Source organism: Kordiimonas sp. UBA4487, assembly GCF_002389025.1.
Classification (GTDB): domain Bacteria; phylum Pseudomonadota; class Alphaproteobacteria; order Sphingomonadales; family Kordiimonadaceae; genus Kordiimonas; species Kordiimonas lacus.
In genome coordinates, this window is sequence record NZ_DGNR01000003.1 from 422,771 (window position 1) to 441,404 (window position 18,634).

Below are 18,634 nucleotides of genomic sequence, written 5' to 3' on the forward strand. Positions count from 1 at the left end.
CATGTCTAATGAGGACTTAAAACTCGCCGCTATGTTCGAGCCCGCCACGGATGAAGCCTGGCGGCAGCTTGTCGACAGGGCGCTGGGCGGGCGTGATTTCGACAAGGTCATGACAGCTGAAACCTATGACGGTATTCGCCTGCAGGGACTGTATTCCCAGGCGAATGCAGACCTTTCTGGCCGCCCCCAAGCCCGCGACGGCATGTGGGGGACGATTGTCCCGCACTGGAACCCGGATGTGGCGGCAACCAATGCGGCCATCCTTGAAGACCTTGGGCGCGGCGCGACGGGACTTGCCTTAAGGCTGCAGGCCGGCCGTTTCCCGGGTATTCCGGCGGAAAAGCTTTCAGAGGCGCTCGACGGCGTTTATCTGAACATGGCATCTTTTACCCTGGTGCCAGGCGAAGAGTTTTCCACGGCTGCACAGACAATGTTGTCCCTTCTTGAGGCGAGTGGCCATAAGGCGTCGGATTTCCACGGGAAACTGGGTGTCGATCCTTTGGGAACATTGGCGCAGACCGGCCGGCTGGGCACATCCCTTGTGGGCGCTATGTCTCAGGGCTCTGAAATTGCCGGTGCTGTAGCCCGCGTATATCCGAATGTTTCAACATTCATGGCTGACAGCGGCCCATACCATATGGCGGGCGCCACGGAAGCTCAGGAACTGGGCATCATGATGGCCACAGGCGTTGCCTATTTGCGCGCCATGGTTAGTGGCGGCATGGATGTGGCCACGGCTGCCTCCCAGATTGCCTTCTCGATGGCGGCGGATGCCGATGTCAGCCTGACCATTGCCAAGTTCCGCGCAGCACGGCTGATGTGGGCTGCTGTGCTCAAGGAATGCGGGCTCGAGGACGCGCCCAAGATGGCGCTCAGTGGTGTCAGTTCGTTGCGGATGATGAGCGTGAAGGACCCATGGGTGAATATCCTGCGGGCCACGGCGGCTTGCTTTGGGGCAGGCATTGGCGGTGCAGATGATATCTGTATCCTGCCGCATGACAGCATGGTGGGCATGTCCAGTGGCTTCGCCCGCCGTATTGCCCGCAATGTGCAGATTATCCTGCAGGAAGAAAGCGGCCTGTCGCGCGTGCAGGACCCGGCAGCAGGGTCTTATGCTTTTGAAACTATTACTTCAGAATTGGCCCCTAAGGCATGGGAATATTTCCAGAAAATTGAATCGGTTGGGGGCATTGAAAAAGCGCTGGCCGCGCGCGCCATCCAGGAGGATCTGGCAAATGCCTGGGCCGTGCGGCGGCAGAACCTGGCCAAGCGCAAGGATGCGATCACCGGCGTTTCCGAGTTCCCGGACATTGATGAAAAGCCGATCACCAATACAGGGCCAATGCCGCCGGAACCAACCGAGCTGGCCCCAGCAGGCGTGACAATTGAACCACTGGCGTTCCACCGACTGCCAGAGGATTTCGAGAAACTTCGGGGCTTCAGTGATGCCTGTCTTGAAAAAGACGGGACACGCCCGTTGATCTATCTGGCGAATATCGGCAGTCCGGCGGACTATTCGGCGCGCACCACTTTCGCCAAAAACTTCTTCGAAGCCGGCGGCATCAAATCCGTATCCGGTATGGGCGGTACAGACGTTGCCGCTATTGTCGATGAATTCAAGGCGTCAGGCGCTAAACTGGCGGTGCTGTGCTCCAGTGACGATCAATATGGCGGTCTGGGGCAGGACGTGGCTGCCTGCCTCAAGAAAGCTGGCGCCTATGTCTATCTGGCGGGCCGCCCGCTGAACGCTGATGACCTGAAAAAGGCTGGCGTGGACGAGTTTATCTATATGGGCTGCGACTTACTTGAAGTGCTGGCGCAGGCCCATGTTACCGCGGGAGCAAGCGCATGACCCGGATTCCTGATTTCAGCAATATCGCCTTCAGTGCCCCGGCCACGTCGCCTGAGGCCTCCTCTGATCCCTGGCTGTCACCCGAAGGCATCCCGGTGAAACCGGTTTACGGCGAAGAAGACCTGCAGGGCCTTGATTTCCTTGATACACGGCCGGGGATGGCGCCCTTCCTGCGCGGGCCGTACCCAACCATGTATGTGCAGCGGCCCTGGACCATCCGGCAATATGCGGGCTTCTCGACGGCTGAAGACAGCAACGCCTTCTATCGCCGCAACCTGGCTGCTGGCCAAAAGGGCCTCTCGGTCGCGTTCGACCTGGCGACCCACCGCGGGTATGACAGCGACCATCCGCGCGTCGTGGGCGATGTGGGCATGGCTGGTGTGGCAATCGACAGCATTTATGATATGCGGACGCTCTTTAGCGGCATTCCGCTGGACCAGATGTCAGTTTCCATGACCATGAACGGTGCTGTGTTGCCGATCCTGGCGCTTTATATCGTGGCAGCGGAAGAGCAGGGCGTAAGCCCGGAGAAGCTTTCCGGCACTATCCAGAATGACATCCTGAAGGAATTCATGGTGCGGAATACCTATATCTTCCCGCCAACGCCATCGATGCGGATCATCTCGGATATCTTTGCCTACACGTCTGAGAATATGCCCAAGTTCAACTCCATCTCCATTTCCGGCTATCATATGCAGGAAGCAGGCGCGACGGCAGACCTTGAGCTTGCCTATACGCTGGCGGACGGGGTGGAATATATCCGCGCGGGCGTCGCCACCGGGCTGGATGTGGACGCGTTCGCGCCGCGCCTCAGCTTCTTCTGGGCCATCGGCATGAACTATTTCATGGAAGTGGCCAAAATGCGCGCAGCCCGCATGCTGTGGGCCAAGCTTGTGAAGGGTTTCAACCCGAAGAACGCCAAATCGCTGTCGCTCCGGACCCATTGCCAGACCTCTGGCTGGTCGCTGACGGCGCAGGATGTGTTCAATAACGTCTCCCGAACGTGCGTGGAAGCCATGGCGGCAGCACACGGCCATACCCAAAGCCTGCACACCAATGCGCTGGATGAGGCGCTGGCGCTGCCGACAGACTTTTCAGCGCGGATCGCGCGCAACACCCAGCTGTTCATTCAGCAGGAAACCGGCACCAACCGCCTTATCGATCCCTGGGGCGGCAGCTATTATGTCGAGCGTCTGACCGCAGACTTGGCAGCCAAAGCCTGGGCCCATATCCAGGAAGTGGAAGCTGAGGGCGGTATGGCCAAGGCGATTGAGGCCGGGATACCGAAGCTGCGCATTGAGGATGCCGCCGCCCGCACGCAGGCGCGGATCGACAGCGGCCGTCAGACCGTGGTGGGTGTCAACAAATACCGGCTGGATGAGGTCGAGGAAGTCGACGTCCTGAAGGTGGACAACAGTGCCGTGCGCGCCGCCCAGCTTGATAAACTTGCGCGCCTCAAGGCCGAACGCGATGACGCTGACGTGGCCCGGACGCTTGAAGCCTTGACCAAGGCAGCCGATACAGGCGAGGGTAACTTGCTGGCGCTTGCTGTGGATGCGGCGCGCGTGAAGGCAACCGTGGGCGAAATCACCATGGCGCTTGAGAAGGTTTACGGGCGTCACAAGGCGGAAATCAAGGCTGTGACAGGCGTTTACAAGGCAGAAGTTGGCAAGAACAACCCGGCGGTGAAGAAAGTTCACGCGCTTGTGGATGCGTTTGAAGCCAACGATGGCCGCCGCCCGCGTATCCTTGTTGCCAAAATGGGCCAGGACGGCCATGACCGCGGCCAGAAGGTGATTGCTTCGGCTTTTGCTGACCTGGGCTTTGACGTGGATATCGGCCCGCTGTTCCAGACACCGGAAGAAGCCGCGCGGCAGGCGGTTGAGAATGACGTGCATATCATCGGCGCGTCCTCGCTAGCGGCTGGCCATCTGACGCTTGTGCCGTCCCTGAGGGAAGAGCTGGCCAAGCTTGGCCGGGAAGACATCATGATTGTGGCTGGCGGTGTGATCCCGCCGCAGGATTATGATGCACTTTATAAGGCCGGTGCAGAAGCCATCTTCCCGCCGGGCACCGTGATTGCCGATGCGGCTGGTGAGCTGATTGAAAAACTAAATGCCCGCCTTGGGTATGCAGAAGCAGCTGAATAGGGGGCTTTGTGGCGGCGACCGTTCATCAACCCACTGTGGATGAGCTCTATGAGGGGGTCAGGAGCGGTAATCGCGCCCTGATTGGCCGGGCCATTACCCTGATCGAAAGCCGCAACCTTAAGCATCAGGACAAAGCGCAGCTGCTGCTGGAAAAACTGCTGCCGCACGCCGGCGGCGCCCAGCGCGTGGGGATTTCCGGTGTGCCGGGCGTTGGCAAGTCTACCTTCATTGAAGGCCTGGGTAGCTGGTTGATTGACCAGCAGAAGAAACGCGTGGCTGTGCTGGCGGTTGACCCATCAAGCGGGCGTACTGGTGGGTCCATTCTGGGCGACAAGACGCGTATGGAAAAACTTTCCGCCAACAAGGATGCCTTCATCCGGCCAAGCCCCAGCGCAGGTGTGCTGGGCGGGGTGGCGCGTGCGACGCGGGAGACGATCATAGTCCTTGAAGCCGCAGGATTTGACGTGGTGCTGGTGGAAACGGTGGGTACGGGCCAGTCGGAAACCATGGTCAGTGACATGGTGGATTTCTTCCTGGTGCTGATGCTGCCCGGCGCGGGCGACGAACTTCAGGGCATCAAGAAGGGTATTCTTGAGCTGGCCGACATGGTGGCGGTCAACAAGGCCGATATTTTCGAGAAGAAGATCAAGCAGGCCGTGCGGGAATATAAGTCCGCGCTGCATATCATGACAGACGCCAGCCCCGATTGGCACCCGCCGGTGATCACCGTTTCGGGGCTTACCGGCGACGGCGTGCCGGAATTGTGGGAACGCATTGAAAAGCACGCGCGCATCATGTCTGAGAATGGCGAACGGGCGGCACGGCGCAATGAACAGCGGGTTTCATGGCTCAAGAGCCAGATCGCAGACCGCTTGCTGGCTGACTTTCACAGTGACACAGCGGTGCATCAGGCCTTCGACCCAATGTTGGAGGATGTACGTAATGGCAAAAAGCCCGTGTCATCCGCCGTTTCTGACCTACTTAAGCTGTATCATTCAAAAGGATATCGGGGTTTGTGAAGGCAAGCTCCGGCGCGACAGGAGGAAAGCATGTCCAAACCCGTATTGATCAGTATTCCCGTTTCCAACCTTGGCCGGTCTGTGCAGATGCTTCTGGAAGAGAAGGGCGTCGACTATGAGTTTGAGGTTGCAAGCCCACATTCAGACGCAGTGAACGCCATTCATCCGCTTGGCAAGGTTCCGGCATTCCGGCATGGTGACCTGACGCTTTGCGAATCAGAGGCCATGGCGCGCTATATCGATAAGGTCTTCGACGGCCCTAAGTTCTTCCCGGAAGACCCGACCTTGTGCGCGAAGGTGGACCAATGGGTGTCGCTGCATAACACCGCATTCGATACGTCGATGATCCGGCAGTATGTGCTGGGCTATGTGCTGCCGAAAATGGCAGGCAAGGAACCGAACCGCGAGCAGATCGATGCGTCCCTGCCAATAGTGAAGAAGCATCTGGCCGTGCTTGAGGGCGCCGTTGAAGGCGGCTTCCTGGTTGGGGACAGCCTGACCTACGCGGACCTGGCCAATTTCCCGACGCTGGCTTATCTGCCGGATTTCCCCGAAAGCGCGGAAATGCTCAAGGAATTCCCAAACGTGGTGGCCTACATTGACGCCATAGGCGCGCGGGAGAGCGCGAAGAAAACACAGCCGCGGCGCGGCTGATCGGCCACGAAAAAGGGCGCCTGCGGGCGCCCTGATGACTTCTGGTAATGAGCCCGCTTAAGAGCGTTCGATACCCGCCCAGTCATAGAAGTTGATGCGCTCTGCGTGTGTATCGCTCTCGGGCGATGCCAGTTCCACAAACAGCGGTGCGATCTGGTCTGGCTTCGGCAGCGTTTCCGGGTCTTCTCCCGGAACAGCCTTGGCCCGCATGCTGGTGCGGATAGGGCCCGGATTGACCATATTCACCTTCACGCCGGTAATGCGCGATTCGGCAGCATATGTCATGACAAGCTCTTCAAGGGCCGCTTTGGAGACCGCATAGCCGCCCCAATGGGCGTAATGGCCGCCGGCGGCGCCGCTGGTAACAAACACCGCGCGACCGTTTTTGGAGAGCTTCAAGAGCGGGTCCAGCGAGCGGATCAGGCGCCAGTTCGCTGTGACGTTGATGTCCATCAGCTCAGCCCAATCCTTTGGGGTGATGTGGCCAAGCGGCGATATGGGGCCCAGGATACCGGCGTTGCCCACCAGAATATCCAGTTTGCCCCAGCGCTCATAGATGGAGGCACCCAGACGGTCGATCGCATCAAAATCGCGGAGATCAATGGGAACAAGCGTACATTTACCGCCGATTTCCTTGATCTTGTCGTCCAGCTCTTCAAGCGCGCCTTGGGAGCGCGGCCGGGCGAGGGCGATGATGTCGGCGCCGGCTTCCGCCATGGCGATAGCAACCGCGCGACCGATCCCGCGCGAAGCGCCTGTGATCAGCGCCAGGCGTCCGTCCAGTGGTTTTGTCATGAACTAGGCTCCTGAACCCGTCGACGCGATGCTCGAGAGCTGGCTGTCGTCCTTTTCCGCTTCCGACTGGTCGGTCAGGAAGGTTGGATAGTCGCCAGTGAAGCAAGCATCACAGTAAGCGGGGCATTTGTTGTCGCGGCCTTTCGGCTGGTTTACAGCGCGGTACAGACCGTCGATGGAAAGGAAGGAAAGCGAATCCGCCTTGATGTGGTTGCGCATGGCTTCCACGTCCATCTGCGCCGCCAAGAGCTTCTTCCGCTCCGGCGTATCAACGCCGTAGAAGCAGCTGTGTGCGGTTGGCGGGGAGGCAATCCGCATATGGACCTCGGTGGCACCGGCTTCGCGCATCATGTTGACGATCTTCATCGACGTGGTGCCGCGAACGATACTGTCGTCCACAAGGATGATGCGCTTGCCCGCAATGTGCCAGCGGTTGGCGTTATGCTTCAGCTTCACGCCGAAGTGGCGGATCTGGTCTGATGGCTCAATGAAGGTCCGGCCGACATAGTGGTTACGAATGATGCCAAGCTCAAACGGGATGCCGCTTTCCTGGGCATAGCCGATAGCCGCCGGTGTGCCGCTATCGGGAACCGGGATCACCAGGTCTGCGTCTACACCGTTTTCGCGTGCCAGCTCCGCGCCGATGCGCTTGCGAACTTCATAGACGCTCATGTTGTCCATATAGCTGTCCGGGCGGGCGAAATAGACGTGCTCGAAAATGCACGGGCGGGCTTTTTCTTCCGGGAAAGGCTTGTGGCTCTTGATGCCGTCTTCGGTGATGATCACCATCTCGCCAGCTTCGATGTCGCGGATATATTCCGCGCCAATAATATCAAGCGCACAGGTTTCGGAACAAAGGATATAAGCGTCATCCAGGCGTCCCAGCACCAGCGGGCGAACGCCCAGCGGGTCACGGATACCGATCAGGCCTTCCTTGGTCAGCGACACCAGCGAGTAGGCGCCTTCCATCTGGCGCAGCGCATCGATGAAGCGGTCCATCAGGGTACGGAAACGGCTGGTGGCGATCAGGTGGATGATCACTTCCGAATCCGACGTGGACTGGAAGATCGAGCCGCGCTGAACCAGTGATTTCCGCAGGTGTGTTGCGTTGGTGATATTGCCGTTGTGCGCAACAGCAAAGCCGCCCGACGCGAATTCAGCGAAGAGCGGCTGACAGTTCCTCAGAACGGTGTCACCTGTGGTCGAATAGCGGGTATGGCCGATGGCGGCGTCACCGGGCAGGCTGTCGATGACATCCTGGCTGGTGAAATTGTCTGCGACATGGCCGAGAACACGTTTGGTGAAAAAGTTTTCACCGTCGAATGCCGTGATGCCTGCGGCTTCCTGGCCGCGGTGCTGCAGGGCATGAAGACCAAGGGCGCAGTGGGCGCTGGCGTCCGAGGTGCCGAAAATCCCGAAAACACCGCATTCTTCGTGCAGTTTGTCATCGTCAAAAGGATTGGTGGTGAGTGGGGCTTGCTCAAAAGACATTACTTGGTCCTGGTTAATGGGGCTAATGGTGTCTTGTTGCACGCACCATATATCGCCTCACGGGGCTGCTGCCTAGTCAAAAACCAAATTTACAGAAATATTGCGCTTAAATGAAGGGATGGCACAGCTTGCGCGCGCATCAGCGCCCGCCATCATCCTTTTTCTTGGTTTCTACGGCGTCTTCAAAAAGCTCATTCAGGTTTTTGCGCTGTTCTTCTTTATATTTTGCTGCCTGCTCTTCAAAAATCTCAGCACCAAACTGGTTTGGGAATTTGGAGGCGGCTTCTTTCATCAGGTTGTTACCAGCTTCGGCAGGGTCCTTGCCAAGCACGTCTGCGGCAAAGCCTTCAAGCATCTCTGCGCTCCAGGCCACGAGCGGCCGAAGCTGGGCATTCTTGACCCATTCCTGTTCATCGTCTGACGGATAGAGCTTGGAGAAGCCCAGATAAATGACCGACACAACCACCAGGCCGCGCAACAGCCCAAACAGGGCGCCAAGGGATCGGTCCAACAGGCCGACAGGGCTGTCCTTGATGGTTTTGCCGATGAATTCAGCCAGTTGTTTCAGCACAAACAGGGTTACAAAAAACAGGACCGCCAGTGTGATCAGGTCAGCCAGTTCTGCCGGGCTGATCAGGTCGCGGCCATACGGCTTTGCCAGCGTGAAGCCGAACACAGTTGCCATCAGCGCGCCTGCCCAGGCGCCAAAGGAAAGGGCCACGGTGGCGAAGCCCCGGCCAAAGGCCATCAGGGTCGAAAGCCCAATAACGACAAGGACGCCAACGTCAAAAGCAGTGAGTGTGCTGGGTTCGATGTCCAAAATCCCGTTTCCTTCAAGTTCTTGCGAGGTCGTACCATGTGGCCGAAACCTCAGCCTTTCGTCCGACACTATATATTGTGTGCGGGCCGGTCTCCTTAAACCCCAGTTTTTCAACTACCCGCTTTGAGGCCGGGTTATCATCGAAAACACTAACGATGATTTTGTCTATTGGCCAGTGGTCAAAAGCAAAGTCACAGACAGCTTTGGCCGCTTCTGTGGCATAACCGTTGCCCCAGGCCTTACGGGCAAACCAATAGCCAAGCTCGACCTGCTTCTTGTCTTTGTCCCAGTGGTGCGCACCAGCCAGACCAACAAGTCCGGATGGGGCAATCACCGCGGCAATATAAGACGCATTCTTTTCCCATTCATCCTGGATCAGGCCGATAAAATCATGGGCCATCTCAAGGGTGTAGGGGTAGGGCACGACCTGCAGCATCCTGACCACGTCAAAATCGTCAAGTGCTTGCTGAATTGCCTCTGCGTCATCCTTTGCAGGAAACCGGAGGGTCAGTCTGTCAGTTTTCAGTTCCATGTCGAGCCTAGCCTAAGCCGCCATCTGGGTAGAAATGTGTCACAAGGTCATTCACATGATTGATTGTCTGCTGGCGAATGGCCTTGGGGCCAGCCTTCTTGGCCTTGGGCATCATGGCATTTGCGAAGCCAAGCTTGGCCGATTCCTTGAGGCGTCCCTCACTTTGCGATACCGGGCGAATGTCGCCAGACAGGCTGATTTCGCCGAATACCACGGTTTCGTCTGGCAGCGGCACCTGCGACAGGCTGGAGATCAGCGCGGCAGCGACAGCGAGGTCTGCCGCCGGTTCAGAGATTTTAAGCCCACCTGCAACATTGAGATATACATCGCAGCCAGCAAGGCCGAGGCCTGCGCGAGCGTCCAGGACGGCCAGCACCATGGCAAGGCGCCCGCTGTCCCAGCCCACCACGGCACGGCGCGGGTTCGCGGCGCTTGAGCGCGCCACCAGCGCCTGGATTTCCACCAGCACGGGGCGGGAGCCTTCGATGCCAGCGAACACGCAGTTGCCCGGTTCGCGGCTATTGTGGTCCGCCAGGAAAAGGGCAGAGGGGTTCGTGACTTCATTCAGGCCCATGCCTGTCATCTCGAACACGCCGATCTCGTCCGTACCGCCGAAACGGTTCTTCACCGCACGCAGGATGCGGAACTGGTGGCCGCGATCGCCTTCGAAATAGAGGACTGTATCAACCATATGTTCGAGAACGCGCGGCCCGGCGATCTGACCGTCCTTTGTGACATGGCCAACCAGCAGCACAACGGTGCCTTTGCGCTTGGCAAAACTGATCAGCTCATGGGCACAGACACGAACCTGGCTGACGGTGCCGGGCGCGCTTTCCACATGGTCGGCGAACAGGGTCTGGATACTGTCGATCACCACCACCTTGGGCGGGGTGCCTTCATCCAGCGTTGTCAGGATATCACGCAGGCTTGTTTCGCAGCCCAGCTTCAGCGGCGCGCCGGAAAGACCCAGGCGGTTGGCGCGCATCTGCACCTGCGCGGTCGCTTCCTCGCCAGAGATATAGACACAGTCTTGACCCTTGAGTGCCAGCTGCCCCATGGCCTGCAGCAGAAGCGTGGATTTACCGATACCCGGGTCACCACCAATCAGGACAGCGCTGCCCGCCACCATGCCGCCGCCCAGCGCCCGGTCAAGTTCCGCAATGCCGGTCAAGAGCCGTGGCTGTTCCTTGAGGGGCGTATCAAGCGAAACCAGGTCAACCCGGCGCCCTTTCTTGCCGCTCAGGCCCTTGGGCGCGCCGGATGTGGTACCGCCCTTCGATTCCTCAATCGAGTTCCACTCACCACATTCGTCGCACTTGCCCTGCCAGCGGCGGTATACGGCGCCGCAATCGCGGCAGTTATATGAAAGTTGCGCTTTTGCCATGTCAGAGCTTCAGAAGTTCCATTTCAATCGGCCCCTGGGCGCGGCCATGGATGAACTGGTCCACATGGTCGTTGCCGGAATTGTCGATTTCGTCCTTGGCCCCGTCCCAGATGATCTTGCCGTGATAAAGCATGGCAATGCGGTCCGCGATCTTGCGTGCACTGGCCATATCGTGGGTGATTGACAGCGTCGTGGCACCCAGGTCTTTCACGCATTCGACGATCAGGTCATTGATCACATCCGCCATGATGGGATCAAGGCCCGTTGTGGGTTCATCGAAAAAGATAATTTCAGGTTCGGTTGCGATGGCGCGGGCCAAGCCCACGCGCTTTTGCATGCCGCCCGACAGCTCAGCGGGCGAAAGGTTCCCCACGTCGGCGCCCAGGCCGACGCGGCGGAGCTTCTCGATGGCAATCTCCTGCGCGTCCTTACGGTTCATGCCCTTGCCCTGGATCAGGCCGAACGCGACATTCTCCCAAACGGGCAGGCTGTCAAAAAGCGCAGCGCCCTGGAACAGCATGCCGAATTTCGCCAGGGTCTTCTTGCGCGCGCGGCTGGAGAATTTGGTGACATCCTCGCCGTCCACGAAAATCTCGCCCTGGTCAGGGTTCAGGATGCCCAGGATGCATTTGAGCATAACGGATTTGCCGGTGCCGGACCCGCCAATGATCACGACCGACTGGCCTTTGGGTACTTCAAGGTCAATGCCCTGCAATACCTTTTTCGGGCCGAAGCCCTTGTGAACGTCTTTCAGCTGGATCTTCAGGTCAGTACTCATGCGCCGCGCCCCCCAAATACGATCACGGTGATGATCAGGTTCGCTAGCAGGATGGCGATGAAGGCAGATACCACGGCATTGGTGGTGGCCTTGCCGACGCCCTGGGCGCCCCCGCGGCTGTTATAGCCATGGTAGCTGCCCATCAGCGCGATGAAGAAGCCGAACACTGAAGCTTTGACGAGTGACGAGATCACGTCGGCCCGCTCAAGGAAATCAACCGTCACCTGCAGGTAGGTGCCTTCATTGAGGCCCAGGCGGCCTGTGCCGATCAGGTAGCCGCCCAGCACGCCGATGATATTGGCGATGATGACCAGAAGGGGCAGAGTGATGACTGCCGCTATCAGGCGGGGGGCCACCAGATATTTGAACGGGTCGGTCGACAGGGTCACAAGCGCGTCGATCTGTTCAGTCACGCGCATGGTGCCAAGCTCTGCAGCCATGGCCGAGGAGACACGGCCCGCCACCATCAGCCCGCCAAGCACGGGGCCCAGTTCGCGCACGATGGCAATCACCACCACACCGGGTACAACGGATGCCGCGTTGAAGCGGCTGCCGCCCACATAAATCTGCTGGGCCAGGGCCGCGCCGGTAAAAAGTGCGGTGAGGCCAACAACGGGCAGGCTGTTGTAGCCGATAAGCCACATTTGCTTCAGCACATGTCGCCAATATACGGGCGGCATGAAGATGCTGCTGATGGCGGTTGCCGAAAATTTGGAAAGCCGACCGATTTCAGCCAGGCTTGCCAGAACGACCTGGCCAATGATCGCAAGCGGATTGCGCACAGACGCTCCCTTTGTTGCCTTTATGTTCTCAAACTATCAGATGGATGTGTAGCGCCCTCTGATAGAAATGAAAAGTGGCGATTTCAGGATGTCGGAATTTTGATCAGTCTGTCTACTTGCCCTTGAAGGCCGCCTCGCGCTTCTGGATGAAGGCCATTACGCCCTCAACACAGTCTTCGGTGCGGCCTGCGACGCGCTGAGCCGTGGCTTCGGCGGCCAACTGACCCTGATAATCGTTGGTCAGCGACTGCGCCAGAAGATGCCGGATGGAACCCAGGGCCACAGTTGGGCCGTTGGCCAGCTTGGTGGCGAGTTTGGTTGCCGTGTCCAGCAGCGCGTCGTCTTCAACCACATCATAGACAAGGCCCCAATCAAGGGCTTTGTCCGCCGGCACCTTTTCCCCAAGCATCATCATGGAACGGGCCCGGTTCAGGCCGACAAGGCGCGGCAGCAGGAAGGTGCTGCCAGCGTCCGGCACGAGGCCGATGTTGACGAAGGCCTGCAGGAAATAGGCGGACTTGGCGGCAATGACGATGTCGGCGGAAATCGCAATGCTCATGCCTGCGCCGGCGGCAACGCCGTTCACCGCGCTGACAACGGGGATACGCAAGTTGGCGAGTTCTGTCAGGAACGGATGGTAGGTGTCCGTCAGGCTCGCGCCCATGTCGCGGTTTTCATTGCCGCCTTCGGCCAGGTCGGCACCGGCACAAAAACCGCGGCCTGCACCGGTAATCAGCAGCGCACGGGCGTCGCTGTCTTGACGGTTGAGAGACCTGAGGGCTAGCAGAAATTCTGATTTCAGCTTGGCGCTGAGCGCATTCAGCCGGTCAGGCCGGTTGAAAGTGATGGTCGCCAGACCATCGTTGATGCTGAAGTCGAGTGTTTCAAATGTGGGCATGCCGGCCTCCGCTTATTGTCCCTGAGAAGAAGACTTAGCGCAGGCCGGGAGAATGGCAACCGCAATTAGCGGCTGCTTTTGACGTTAACGGGACGGGCGAGGAAAGCCGGTACGTGCGGGCCCATGCCCACAAACGGCTTTTTCGGCATATCGTCCGCCGCAACCTTCGGCTTTGGTGGTTCCAGATCGATCTTTGCGGTGCGCGGGAGCTTCTGGCCGATCATTTTTTCAATGGCGTCGATAAACTTGGTGTCGGTCTTGCCCGGCGTGGTCAGCGTGAAGGCCTTGCCCTTACGGCCCGCGCGGCCTGTCCGGCCAATACGGTGCACATAATCTTCCGCGTGGCTTGGCACATCGAAGTTGAACACATGGCTCACGTCTGCGATGTCGAGGCCACGGGCGGCCACATCAGAGGCGCACATCAGCTGCAGTTCGTTGGCTTTGAACTGGCGCAGCACTTCAAGGCGTTCGGATTGCTCCATATCGCCGTGCAACTGGCCCACATTGAAGCCGTGACGGGCGAGGCTGTTATAAACCTCTTTCACGTCCTTCTTGCGGTTGCAGAAGATGATGCCGTTCTTGATGTTCTCGTCGCGCAGCAGTTTCCGAAGCGCCTTGCGCTTGTCGCGTACTGGAACGGTTACCAGAAGCTGTTCGATGGTTGTCGCCGTCATGGACTTGCGTTCAACGGTGATCATCTTCGGATCGTCGAGGAAACGTTTGGTCAGCTTTTCAATAACCGGCGGCATGGTGGCCGAGAAGAAAAGAGTCTGGTGCTTGCCTGTGATGCACTCACAGATTTTCTCAACGTCCGGGATAAAGCCCATATCCAGCATGCGGTCGGCTTCATCGACCACGAGGATATCGATGCCAGTCAGCAGCAGCTTGCCCCGGCTGAAGTGGTCGAGAAGACGGCCCGGCGTTGCAATCAGTACGTCCACGCCGCGGTCTAGCCGCTTTTCCTGATCGGCAAAGTTCACGCCACCAATCAGCAGGGCCATGGTCAGCTTGTGTTCCTTGCCGTATTTTTCGAAGCTTTCAGAAACCTGGGCCGCCAGCTCGCGCGTTGGCTCCAGGATCAGGCAGCGCGGCATGCGGGCGCGGGCCCGGCCTTCCGACAGGATATCGATCAGCGGCAGCGTAAAGCTTGCCGTTTTGCCAGTGCCTGTCTGGGCGATGCCGAGAACGTCGCGGCCCATCAATACTTGGGGAATGGCTTGGGCCTGAATAGGCGTGGGCTCGGTGTAACCGGCCTCGTTCACAGCCTTCATTGTTGGTTCACTCAGTCCTAAAAGGTCGAAACCCATGCGTGTCCTATCCAATTGCTTCAAACTTAATTTCGGCGCAGCATAGGTTCGCGTGCGTCAATGTCAATGTAGGAAACAGGAAAATGCCGCCGAAAACAGATGCATTAATCCTTTTACCGGCGCTTTTATGTGACAGTCGGCTCTATCAGCATGTGGTGGACGCGCTGGCGCTGGAAGTCCCGACAATTGTGCCGGAGGTTTGGCATGCCAATAACCTGGCGGAACTGGCGAATTCATTGCTTGAAACCTTGCCTGCGCGGTTTGCCCTGGCAGGCAATTCAATGGGCGGCTATCTGGCGCTTGAAATGGTGCGGCAGGCGCCCGAGAGGGTGACCCACCTTGCGCTGATTGGAACCAACGCCCATGCAGACCCTGCCGCCGCACGGGAGAAGCGGGAGCAAGCCATTAGGCTGGCGAGGGCAGGAAAGTTTGAGACCTTCTTCGACGGCTATTTCGAAGCAGCGCTTTACGACGGAAATCGGCCAAATTGCGGACCGGTGCTGCGCCAAATGGCGCGAGACCTTGGGCCGGAGGCGCTGATCAACGGGCAGACAGCAATCATGGCGCGGCGCAGCAGTGAGGATATCCTCGAGGCAATTTCTGTGCCTTCAATGGTGATTTGCGGGCGCGAAGACGCCTTTGCCTCGCCTGAGGCCCATCAAAGCCTTGCGGGCGCCATTCCGGGGGCCAGCTGCCATGTAATTGACGGATGCGGTCATCTGGTGCCGCTGGAAGCGCCAGAGGCCTTGGCGCGGTACCTTAAGGACCTACTGGCGCATTAGGAACAGGTCCGACGCCAGCGTCCTTAGGCTGAGCCCATAAAATCCCGGCATGCTGGATATGGGCCCAAGGAGTAGATCCCTGGGTGCGCCAAAGAGCCGACTATCATGCTGAAACAGGGGCGTCAGCAGGCGGCTGGCCCACCGCACGTAGCGAAGTTGGGCGCGCCGCTCATTATTGTAGGCCTGCACGGCGTCACCGAGTGACAATGTTTGCCGGAGCGCAGCACTAACGGCCTGTGCGTCCAGAAGCGCCATGGAACAGCCTTGGCCGAGTTGCGGGCTGGTGCCGTGGGCCGCGTCACCCATCAGCCAAACCCGGTCGTTATAGGGGCGGCTGCACCATACATCCCGGTAGGTCGCGTGTACAAAAGCGCTTTGGTCAACCTGAGCGGCCGCGGACGCGGCTTCGGGCCAAATGCTGTCCAGCTTGTTGAGAAAAGCGTCATAGGGCGTTTGGTGCCAGCTACCGGCGTCGCTGTTTTTCATGGACCAGTATAGCGCCGCATGTGGGGTGCCATCCTGTTTCATGACCGGCAAGAGCCCCACCATATGTTTTGCGCCCAAGCAACGCTGATGCAGCGTGTGTCCATCAAGAGTATCGGGCAGGGGCACTGTTGCCCACATGCAGCCCCAAGGGTACACAGTTGCCTTTCGCCCATAGTCGCTATCCTGCAGCCAGGCGCTTTTTGATCCGCTGGACACCAGTATCAGATCAAAAGGACCGCGCATGGCGTCTTGCAAACGGATGTGGCAGCCGTCCGCCTTACGGTCAAGCCCAGTGACAGTTGCATCAAAATACAGCTCGGTGTTTGTGCTTTGGGCTGCAGCCAAAAGTGCTTGATGCAGGGTGCTGCGCTGGATACCAAGCCCGCCACGGGGTGGGCCAGATAGGTCGCTGTAGGACAAATCAAGCAGTTGCCTGCCATGTGCTGTCGTGGAATGCAGGCGATGGATCGGGATGGCAGTCTTTGACGCAGCCTGAAAGGCGCCCAGTTCCTTCAGGACGTCTTGACCCGGCGGCTGAAGCAACAGCCCGGCACCTACAGGACGCGGTTCCTTGAAGGCTTCAAAGAGCGCGACATCATGGCCATCGCGCGCCAGATAGGTGGCTGATGCCAGCCCGCCAATTCCTGCGCCAATGATTGCTATCCGCATGTCCGCCAATCACCTGTTTTCAAGTTCTGGTTCAACTGTGGTTGGCGGGAGAGATCTTATCTGAGCGATTAGATATCCAGCTGGTCTGCAACTGAATCAGCGTTATCACGGATGAATTCGAAGCGCTTTTCCGGCTTCTTGCCCATCAGGTCATCCACCAGCCGATTGACCACAGAGCGCTCTGCATATTCAGGCGGCAGGGTAACGCGCTGCAGGGTTCGGTTGGCGCGGGCCATGGTGGTTTCTTTCAGCTGGGCAGGGGGCATTTCACCCAGGCCCTTAAAGCGGCTGATCTCCACCTTGCCGCGGCCGGAAAACTCATTGGCCATCAATTCGTCCTTGTGGGCGTCATCGCGGGCGTAGGCCACCTTGCCAGATTGCGCCAGCCGGTAAAGCGGCGGCATGGCCAGATACAGCTGTCCGTCCTTCACAAGGCCAGGCATCTCCTGGAAGAAGAAGGTCATCAGAAGCGTTGCGATGTGGGCACCATCGACGTCGGCGTCACACATGATGATGACTTTTTCATAGCGCAGGGCGTCGCCGTCATAATTGTCGCGCGTGCCACAGCCCAGCGCCTGGATCAGGTCGCGGATTTCCTGGTTGGCGGCGATCTTGTCGCGCGTCGCGGATGCCACATTGAGAATTTTACCGCGGATCGGCAGGATCGCCTGGGTTTTCCGGTCGCGTGCCTGTTTGGCCGAGCCGCCCGCGGAATCACCCTCCACGATGTAAATCTCAGTACCTTCGGAAGAATCGCTTGAGCAGTCCGTCAACTTGCCGGGCAGGCGCAGCTTGCGCTTGCTGACTGCTGTCTTGCGGGTGATCTCCCGTTCCTGTTTGCGGCGCAGGCGCTCTTCAAGGCGGTCCAGTGCCCAGGTGAGCAGGCTGCCAGCCCGCTCTGGGTGGTCTGCCAGCCAATGGTCAAATGCGTCGCGGACGGCGTTCTCCGTCAGGCGGAAGGCGTCCATTGTTGAAAGCTTGTCTTTGGTCTGGCCCTGGAATTGCGGGTCACGGATGAAAACGGACAACATGGCGCAGAAAGTGCCGCAGACGTCATCAGACGTTAGTTGCGCGGCCTTCTTGTTGTTTGTCAGTTCGCCGTAGGCTTTCAACCCACGCAGGATGGCGCTGCGCATGCCGTTTTCGTGCGTGCCGCCCTGGGGTGTCGGGATGGTGTTACAGTAGCTGTTACAGAAGCCGTCGCCAAATTCAGGCCACTGGATGGCCCATTCAACCTGGCCGGCATCATCCGGGAATTTCACAAAGCCGGAAAAGGGCTCTTCGGTGACGCAAGTGCGTTTCTTCAGCGTGTCCTTGAGGAAGTCCCCAAGGCCACCCGGGAAGTGCAGGGTGGCTTCTGTGGGTGTGTCGTCGCCTTCTTGGATCATCTCGGGCGCGCATTTGAACCGGATTTCCACGCCGCGGAACAGATAGGCTTTCGAGCGCGCCATCTTGTAAAGGCGGCTCGGTTTCAGTTGGGCCTTTTCGCCAAAAATTTCAGGATCAGGCAGGAAGGTGATGGTGGTGCCGCGCTTGTTCTGCACCGCGCCCAGGTCTTCAATATCAGACGTGGTCTTGCCGCGGGCATAGGTCTGGCGCCACATGTTGCGGTCGCGCGCTACCTCGATGGTCATCCATTCGCTGAGCGCGTTCACGACAGAAATACCGACACCGTGCAGGCCGCCGGAGGTCGCATAGGCGTCAGAACTGAACTTGCCGCCTGAGTGCAGGGTGGTGAGAATCACTTCAAGTGCAGACTTGCCGGGGTACTTTGGGTGGGGGTCTGTCGGGATACCGCGACCATTATCTGAAATGGTCAGGGAGCCGTCAGCATGCAGCGCCATCGAGATGCGACTGGCATGGCCTGCGACAGCTTCGTCCATCGAGTTATCGAGAATTTCAGCAACCAGATGATGAAGCGCGCGCTCATCCGTTCCGCCGATATACATGCCCGGGCGTTGGCGCACTGGCTCAAGCCCTTCAAGAACCTCAATATCTTTCGCGGAATAGTCAGATTTAGTCTGCTGTACTTCAAACAGGTCGCTCATAACCCCACCCTATAAACTGGTCCAGAGTACCGGCGTAAACCAGCGACAGCGTGGCGTCAAGGGATACAAGATATTGTGCTTATTTTGGCATAAATTAGAAAATATAGTGTGCATTTCCGCATTCTTCTTGTAAGTTTCAAGCTGGCTTAAAACTTATTTAAGGCCTTGAATGTACCTTTTGTGAGGT

16 protein-coding genes are annotated in these 18,634 nt (G+C 58.5%); 5 read left to right on the forward strand and 11 right to left on the reverse strand.

Going from position 1 to position 18,634, the window contains the following annotated elements; all coding sequences use genetic code 11:
* Window position 1: 1 nt before the first annotated feature.
* From B3Z17_RS03325 to B3Z17_RS03340, 4 genes are read left to right on the forward strand one after another with little or no spacing between them, the layout of a single operon-like run.
* Complete coding sequence (locus B3Z17_RS03325; RefSeq protein WP_286828545.1) at window positions 2-1,852, forward strand: methylmalonyl-CoA mutase family protein; 1,851 nt, start codon at window positions 2-4, stop codon at window positions 1,850-1,852.
* Entirely contained in the window at window positions 1,849-4,002 is a 2,154-nt protein-coding gene (gene scpA, locus B3Z17_RS03330) for a methylmalonyl-CoA mutase (RefSeq protein WP_286828546.1), read from the forward strand. Before B3Z17_RS03325 ends, scpA begins: the two co-directional genes overlap by 4 nt.
* Before the next feature lie 8 nt (window positions 4,003-4,010).
* Window positions 4,011-5,021 carry a methylmalonyl Co-A mutase-associated GTPase MeaB gene (gene meaB / locus B3Z17_RS03335; RefSeq protein WP_286828547.1) on the forward strand — a complete coding sequence of 337 codons (1,011 nt, stop codon included), beginning with the start codon at window positions 4,011-4,013 and terminating at the stop codon, window positions 5,019-5,021.
* 30 nt (window positions 5,022-5,051) lie between these two features.
* Window positions 5,052-5,675: a glutathione S-transferase family protein gene (locus tag B3Z17_RS03340; RefSeq protein ID WP_286828548.1), complete on the forward strand. Its 624-nt coding sequence runs from the start codon at window positions 5,052-5,054 to the stop codon at window positions 5,673-5,675.
* A 57-nt stretch (window positions 5,676-5,732) separates the two neighbouring features.
* Here B3Z17_RS03340 and B3Z17_RS03345 read toward each other — a convergent pair whose 3' ends face one another.
* From B3Z17_RS03345 to B3Z17_RS03385, 9 genes are all read right to left on the reverse strand, one after another.
* On the reverse strand, window positions 5,733-6,470 hold the full coding sequence (locus tag B3Z17_RS03345) for an SDR family NAD(P)-dependent oxidoreductase (RefSeq protein WP_286828549.1): 738 nt from the start codon (window positions 6,468-6,470) through the stop codon (window positions 5,733-5,735).
* 3 nt (window positions 6,471-6,473) lie between these two features.
* Entirely contained in the window at window positions 6,474-7,961 is a 1,488-nt protein-coding gene (purF, locus tag B3Z17_RS03350; RefSeq protein ID WP_068305939.1) for an amidophosphoribosyltransferase, read from the reverse strand.
* 139 nt (window positions 7,962-8,100) lie between these two features.
* Window positions 8,101-8,781, reverse strand: a complete 681-nt coding sequence (locus tag B3Z17_RS03355) for a CvpA family protein (protein ID WP_286828550.1) — start codon at window positions 8,779-8,781, stop codon at window positions 8,101-8,103.
* Between the two features lie 13 nt (window positions 8,782-8,794).
* Window positions 8,795-9,313 (reverse strand): GNAT family N-acetyltransferase, encoded by a 519-nt coding sequence (locus B3Z17_RS03360; protein ID WP_286828551.1) that lies wholly within the window; start codon window positions 9,311-9,313, stop codon window positions 8,795-8,797.
* Between the two features lie 7 nt (window positions 9,314-9,320).
* A complete protein-coding gene (gene radA / locus B3Z17_RS03365; protein ID WP_286828552.1) occupies window positions 9,321-10,697 on the reverse strand; it encodes a DNA repair protein RadA in 1,377 nt (458 codons plus the stop codon).
* A gap of 1 nt (window position 10,698) precedes the next feature.
* Window positions 10,699-11,475, reverse strand: coding sequence for an ABC transporter ATP-binding protein (locus B3Z17_RS03370; RefSeq protein WP_286828553.1), 777 nt, complete (start codon window positions 11,473-11,475; stop codon window positions 10,699-10,701).
* Entirely contained in the window at window positions 11,472-12,257 is a 786-nt protein-coding gene (locus B3Z17_RS03375) for an MlaE family ABC transporter permease (protein WP_068305960.1), read from the reverse strand. The genes B3Z17_RS03370 and B3Z17_RS03375 overlap by 4 nt, the downstream gene beginning before the upstream one ends.
* Before the next feature lie 112 nt (window positions 12,258-12,369).
* Window positions 12,370-13,155 (reverse strand): enoyl-CoA hydratase-related protein, encoded by a 786-nt coding sequence (locus tag B3Z17_RS03380; protein ID WP_286828554.1) that lies wholly within the window; start codon window positions 13,153-13,155, stop codon window positions 12,370-12,372.
* A gap of 65 nt (window positions 13,156-13,220) precedes the next feature.
* Window positions 13,221-14,462, reverse strand: a complete 1,242-nt coding sequence (locus tag B3Z17_RS03385; protein ID WP_286828555.1) for a DEAD/DEAH box helicase — start codon at window positions 14,460-14,462, stop codon at window positions 13,221-13,223.
* Window positions 14,463-14,545: 83 nt separating this feature from the next.
* Here B3Z17_RS03385 and B3Z17_RS03390 point away from each other — a divergent pair, with 83 nt between their 5' ends.
* Window positions 14,546-15,244, forward strand: a complete 699-nt coding sequence (locus B3Z17_RS03390) for an alpha/beta fold hydrolase (protein WP_286828556.1) — start codon at window positions 14,546-14,548, stop codon at window positions 15,242-15,244.
* Here B3Z17_RS03390 and B3Z17_RS03395 read toward each other — a convergent pair.
* Together B3Z17_RS03395 and parE are read right to left on the reverse strand one after the other, a co-directional pair.
* Window positions 15,230-16,399, reverse strand: a complete 1,170-nt coding sequence (locus B3Z17_RS03395; protein ID WP_286828557.1) for an FAD-dependent oxidoreductase — start codon at window positions 16,397-16,399, stop codon at window positions 15,230-15,232. The two genes, B3Z17_RS03390 and B3Z17_RS03395, sit on opposite strands and share 15 nt — an antisense overlap.
* A 68-nt stretch (window positions 16,400-16,467) precedes the next feature.
* Window positions 16,468-18,447, reverse strand: coding sequence for a DNA topoisomerase IV subunit B (parE, locus tag B3Z17_RS03400; RefSeq protein WP_068305970.1), 1,980 nt, complete (start codon window positions 18,445-18,447; stop codon window positions 16,468-16,470).
* Window positions 18,448-18,634: the final 187 nt, after the last annotated feature.

Coding starts and splice junctions, on each gene's coding strand:
- scpA (WP_286828546.1), top strand. CDS start 1,849: ATGACCCGGATTCCTGATTTCAGCAATATCGCCTTCAGTGCCCCGGCC.
- B3Z17_RS03325 (WP_286828545.1), top strand. CDS start 2: ATGTCTAATGAGGACTTAAAACTCGCCGCTATGTTCGAGCCCGCCACG.
- B3Z17_RS03390 (WP_286828556.1), top strand. CDS start 14,546: ATGCCGCCGAAAACAGATGCATTAATCCTTTTACCGGCGCTTTTATGT.
- purF (WP_068305939.1), bottom strand. CDS start 7,961: ATGTCTTTTGAGCAAGCCCCACTCACCACCAATCCTTTTGACGATGAC.
- parE (WP_068305970.1), bottom strand. CDS start 18,447: ATGAGCGACCTGTTTGAAGTACAGCAGACTAAATCTGACTATTCCGCG.
- B3Z17_RS03385 (WP_286828555.1), bottom strand. CDS start 14,462: ATGGGTTTCGACCTTTTAGGACTGAGTGAACCAACAATGAAGGCTGTG.
- B3Z17_RS03340 (WP_286828548.1), top strand. CDS start 5,052: ATGTCCAAACCCGTATTGATCAGTATTCCCGTTTCCAACCTTGGCCGG.
- radA (WP_286828552.1), bottom strand. CDS start 10,697: ATGGCAAAAGCGCAACTTTCATATAACTGCCGCGATTGCGGCGCCGTA.
- B3Z17_RS03345 (WP_286828549.1), bottom strand. CDS start 6,470: ATGACAAAACCACTGGACGGACGCCTGGCGCTGATCACAGGCGCTTCG.
- B3Z17_RS03380 (WP_286828554.1), bottom strand. CDS start 13,155: ATGCCCACATTTGAAACACTCGACTTCAGCATCAACGATGGTCTGGCG.
- B3Z17_RS03395 (WP_286828557.1), bottom strand. CDS start 16,399: ATGCGGATAGCAATCATTGGCGCAGGAATTGGCGGGCTGGCATCAGCC.
- B3Z17_RS03370 (WP_286828553.1), bottom strand. CDS start 11,475: ATGAGTACTGACCTGAAGATCCAGCTGAAAGACGTTCACAAGGGCTTC.
- B3Z17_RS03360 (WP_286828551.1), bottom strand. CDS start 9,313: ATGGAACTGAAAACTGACAGACTGACCCTCCGGTTTCCTGCAAAGGAT.